Here is a 5647-nt window from a genome sequence, read left to right on the forward strand (position 1 = left end):
TTTCCGGACGAGTATACGATACTCGCCGGGTGAACACGTCTTTGAACTTTCCGCGTGGCACCAGCAGCCGGCAAAGCCGAGCCGCCGGGCGTCCGGCGCGCCGTCCGCAGCGCCACAGCGCGTGAGGACAAAACAATGGCCATGTTCATCTTTGATGAACATCGGCAATGAGAACAATTAAGCCAATCGAGCTATTAGTACCGGTAAGCTTCATGCGTTGCCGCACTTCCACACCCGGCCTATCAACGTGGTCGTCTTCCACGGCTCTGATAGGGAATACTCGTTTTCAGGTTGGTTTCCCGCTTAGATGCCTTCAGCGGTTATCCATTCCATATGTAGCTACCCTGCTATGCCCTTGGCAGGACAACAGGTCCACCAGAGATATGTCCATCCCGGTCCTCTCGTACTAGGGACAGATCCTGTCAATATTCCTACACCCACGGCAGATAGGGACCGAACTGTCTCACGACGTTCTGAACCCAGCTCACGTACCGCTTTAATTGGCGAACAGCCAAACCCTTGGGACCTGCTCCAGCCCCAGGATGCGATGAGCCGACATCGAGGTGCCAAACAACCCCGTCGATATGGACTCTTGGGGGTCATCAGCCTGTTATCCCCGGCGTACCTTTTATCCGTTGAGCGATGGCCCTTCCACACGGGACCACCGGATCACTATGACCGACTTTCGTCTCTGCTCGACTTGTCAGTCTCGCAGTCAGGCGGGCTTATGCCATTGCACTCGACGACCGATTTCCGACCGGTCTGAGCCCACCATCGCGCGCCTCCGTTACTCTTTCGGAGGCGACCGCCCCAGTCAAACTACCCACCATACACTGTCCCGGATCCGGATGACGGACCGCGGTTAGACATCCATGACGATAAGGGTGGTATTTCAAGGATGGCTCCACGAAGACTGGCGTCCCCGCTTCAAAGCCTACCACCTATCCTACACATGCCGACACGAATGCCAGTGTAAAGCTATAGTAAAGGTGCACGGGGTCTTTCCGTCTGACCGCAGGAACCCCGCATCTTCACGGGGAATTCAATTTCACTGAGTCTATGTTGGAGACAGCGGGGAAGTCGTTACGCCATTCGTGCAGGTCGGAACTTACCCGACAAGGAATTTCGCTACCTTAGGACCGTTATAGTTACGGCCGCCGTTTACTGGGGCTTCGATTCAAAGCTTGCACCTCTCCTCTTAACCTTCCAGCACCGGGCAGGCGTCAGACCCTATACGTCGTCTTGCGACTTCGCAGAGCCCTGTGTTTTTGGTAAACAGTCGCTACCCCCTGGTCTGTGCCACCCTCAAATACTTGCGTATCAAAGGGTCACGCTTCTTCCGAAGTTACGCGTGCAATTTGCCGAGTTCCTTCAACATAGTTCTCTCAAGCGCCTTGGTATACTCTACCTGACCACCTGTGTCGGTTTCGGGTACGGTCTATACGGTGGAGCTATTTCCTGGAACCGCTCCGCTGCCCTGATAATCCAATAAACCAGAACAACTTGTGCAATCCGTCACTACCACCAGGCCCACGATTATTAACGTGGTTCCCATCGACTACGCGTGTCCGCCTCGTCTTAGGGGCCGGCTAACCCTGCTCAGATTAACTTTAAGCAGGAACCCTTGGTCTTTCGGCGAGAGGGTCTCTCACCCTCTTTATCGTTACTCATGTCAACATTCGCACTTCCGATACCTCCAGGATGTCTCACGACTGTCCCTTCACAGGCTTACGGAACGCTCCGCTACCACTCCCTTGCGGGAATCCTCAGCTTCGGTGCATGGCTTCAGCCCCGTTACATTTTCGGCGCAAAGACCCTTGACTAGACCAGTGAGCTGTTACGCTTTCTTTAAATGATGGCTGCTTCTAAGCCAACATCCTGGTTGTTTTGGGATCCTCACATCCTTTCCCACTTAGCCATGACTTGGGGACCTTAGCTGGAGGTCAGGGTTGTTGCCCTTTTCACGACGGACGTTAGCACCCGCCGTGTGTCTGCCGAGTAGTACTCCCCGGTATTCGGAGTTTGGTTAGGATCAGTAAGACGGTGAGTCCCCATAGCCCATCCAGTGCTCTACCCCCGGGGGTATTCGCTCGACGCTCTACCTAAATAGATTTCGCGGAGAACCAGCTATTTCCGAGTTTGATTGGCCTTTCACCCCTAGCCACAAGTCATCCCAATCTATTGCAACAGATGCGGGTTCGGTCCTCCAGTTGGTGTTACCCAACCTTCAACCTGCTCATGGCTAGATCACTCGGTTTCGGGTCTAATGCAACAAACTATATCGCCCTATTCAGACTCGCTTTCGCTGCGCCTACACCTACCGGCTTAAGCTTGCTTGTTACACTAAGTCGTTGACCCATTATACAAAAGGTACGCCGTCAGGCTTGCGCCCTCCGACTGTTTGTAGGCATCCGGTTTCAGGTTCTATTTCACTCCCCTTGTCGGGGTGCTTTTCACCTTTCCCTCACGGTACTTGTTCGCTATCGGTCATGCACGAGTACTTAGGCTTGGAGAGTGGTCTCCCCATGTTCAGACAGGGTTTCACGTGCCCCGCCCTACTCTAGGACATCAAATGTATCTACGCGTACGGGGCTGTCACCCACTACGGCCAAGCTTTCCAGCTTGTTCCACTTTAACACTTGATGCCACTGGCCTGGTCCGCGTTCGCTCGCCACTACTTGCGGAGTCTCGGTTGATGTCCTTTCCTGCAGGTACTTAGATGTTTCAGTTCCCTGCGTTCGCTTCTTACACCCTATGTATTCAGGTGTAGATACCTTATAACAATGCTTGGAAACCACTCGGGTTGCCTAAACAACCAGAATGATTTTCCAAGCACTTAAGGTGGGTTGCCCCATTCGGAGATCCATGGATCAAAGCTTATTCGCAGCTCCCCACGGCTTTTCGCAGCGTATCACGTCCTTCATCGCCTGTGCATGCCAAGGCATCCACCAAATGCCCTTACGACACTTAATCGTTCTCATTGCCAATGCTCATCACCTATTGGATTTGGAATTCCTATCCTTCTCGCTTGCGCTCAAAGGGGTTCCAAATCTGACTATCCGGACAAGCCGAATATGCCAGACCCAAAGTCCGGGTTACCTTTTACAACCCGAACCAATCAATGATGCCATTAACGTGTTCGACAGATCTGCTTTATTGGAACTACGCCGAGCAGTTCGCTTGCAGTCTGTCTTTAAGACCAGCTTCTCGAGATTAAATCCGGGACCGCGCGGTCAGGCAACGGCCATCAAGCCATCGTCAGAGCCACCCCTGGGGACGACAACAACGATAAACTCAGAGTAACAAGCTTCCTTCCTACCTCCAGTTCCTCCACCATATCCGGCCGGCTAGGCCATCCATGGTTTCTCAGGAACTGGGCTCGGACGTCAGGTAAAACCCGACACCTGGAAGCCTCCAGATCAATCTTCTCTTCACGATATATGCAGAACAGGCATCAGACCGAAGTCGATGCAAACTTGTATTTCTTCAAAGGATATCCGGCCAACTCGACACCAAATGCAATTGGTGGAGCTGAGCGGGATCGAACCGCTGACCCCCTGCTTGCAAAGCAGGTGCTCTCCCAGCTGAGCTACAGCCCCAACCATCGCAAACACCCGAACAGCCAAGCCGTCAGGGATCAGTAAACCGCAAACAAACCACTCACCAAAAAGCAAAACTTGCGTTTGCTCGGGCAAATGGTGGGCCCGGGAAGACTTGAACTTCCGACCCCACGCTTATCAAGCGTGTGCTCTAACCAACTGAGCTACGGGCCCTAACTTGCCGAACTTCAAGTCTGCTATCAGGCACCCATAAAGGCCAGAGGCCGTCGCCAGTCGTCTGGCGCCCTCGCGGAGCGCAGCACCGAAGGTGCGAACGGCGCGTGAGCGCAAACAAATGGTTCGATATCCTTGTGAAGAAAGAGAAACGTGGACGGCGAGGCTCGCCATATCATCGGGCCATGAAGGCTCCGTGACGTATTGCGTTTCGATCGTGACCTGACTGGTCCGATCTATGTTCTAAAAAGCACGGGAAGGTTCATCCTGGGTTGATCCGAAGATCAGGCCAAGCGTCTTACCAGTTCCACAGCTTCCTTAGAAAGGAGGTGATCCAGCCGCAGGTTCCCCTACGGCTACCTTGTTACGACTTCACCCCAGTCGCTGACCCTACCGTGGTTAGCTGCCTCCTTGCGGTTAGCGCACTACCTTCGGGTAAAACCAACTCCCATGGTGTGACGGGCGGTGTGTACAAGGCCCGGGAACGTATTCACCGCGGCATGCTGATCCGCGATTACTAGCGATTCCAACTTCATGCACTCGAGTTGCAGAGTGCAATCCGAACTGAGATGGCTTTTGGAGATTAGCTCACACTCGCGTGCTCGCTGCCCACTGTCACCACCATTGTAGCACGTGTGTAGCCCAGCCCGTAAGGGCCATGAGGACTTGACGTCATCCCCACCTTCCTCTCGGCTTATCACCGGCAGTCCCCTTAGAGTGCCCAACTGAATGCTGGCAACTAAGGGCGAGGGTTGCGCTCGTTGCGGGACTTAACCCAACATCTCACGACACGAGCTGACGACAGCCATGCAGCACCTGTGTCCCGGCCACCGAAGTGGAAACCAAATCTCTCTGGCTGTCCGGGCATGTCAAGGGCTGGTAAGGTTCTGCGCGTTGCTTCGAATTAAACCACATGCTCCACCGCTTGTGCGGGCCCCCGTCAATTCCTTTGAGTTTTAATCTTGCGACCGTACTCCCCAGGCGGAATGTTTAATGCGTTAGCTGCGCCACCGACAAGTAAACTTGCCGACGGCTAACATTCATCGTTTACGGCGTGGACTACCAGGGTATCTAATCCTGTTTGCTCCCCACGCTTTCGCACCTCAGCGTCAGTAATGGACCAGTGAGCCGCCTTCGCCACTGGTGTTCCTCCGAATATCTACGAATTTCACCTCTACACTCGGAATTCCACTCACCTCTTCCATACTCAAGATACCCAGTATCAAAGGCAGTTCCAGAGTTGAGCTCTGGGATTTCACCCCTGACTTAAATATCCGCCTACGTGCGCTTTACGCCCAGTAATTCCGAACAACGCTAGCCCCCTTCGTATTACCGCGGCTGCTGGCACGAAGTTAGCCGGGGCTTCTTCTCCGACTACCGTCATTATCTTCATCGGTGAAAGAGCTTTACAACCCTAGGGCCTTCATCACTCACGCGGCATGGCTGGATCAGGCTTGCGCCCATTGTCCAATATTCCCCACTGCTGCCTCCCGTAGGAGTTTGGGCCGTGTCTCAGTCCCAATGTGGCTGATCATCCTCTCAGACCAGCTATGGATCGTCGCCTTGGTAGGCCTTTACCCCACCAACTAGCTAATCCAACGCGGGCTCATCTATCCCCGATAAATCTTTCCCCCGAAGGGCGTATGCGGTATTAGCTCCAGTTTCCCGGAGTTGTTCCGCAGAGATAGGTAGATTCCCACGCGTTACTCACCCGTCTGCCGCTCCCCTTGCGGGGCGCTCGACTTGCATGTGTTAAGCCTGCCGCCAGCGTTCGTTCTGAGCCAGGATCAAACTCTCATGTTGAGAATTCAATCTCGACTAAAATCACGTTCTTACTGAATCGACGAGAACTCACACCCATCATCATCCGCATC

At 53.8% G+C, this 5647-nt stretch carries 2 tRNA genes and 2 rRNA genes; all 4 read right to left on the reverse strand.

Annotation, left to right across the window (positions count from 1 at the left end):
* Nucleotides 1-173: 173 nt before the first annotated feature.
* Nucleotides 174-2973: ribosomal RNA gene (locus DTW90_RS36710) — 23S ribosomal RNA — on the reverse strand.
* Between the two features lie 550 nt (nt 2974-3523).
* A tRNA-Ala gene (locus tag DTW90_RS36715) sits at nt 3524-3599 on the reverse strand.
* A gap of 97 nt (nt 3600-3696) precedes the next feature.
* Nucleotides 3697-3773 (reverse strand) — tRNA-Ile (locus DTW90_RS36720).
* A 322-nt stretch (nt 3774-4095) separates the two neighbouring features.
* Nucleotides 4096-5576 (reverse strand): 16S ribosomal RNA (locus DTW90_RS36725).
* The 16S and 23S rRNA genes sit together here with 2 tRNA genes alongside, the layout of an rRNA operon.
* Between the last annotated feature and the right edge of the window lie 71 nt (nt 5577-5647).

Source organism: Neorhizobium sp. P12A, from assembly GCF_008365395.1.
In the GTDB taxonomy this organism is placed as follows: domain Bacteria; phylum Pseudomonadota; class Alphaproteobacteria; order Rhizobiales; family Rhizobiaceae; genus Rhizobium.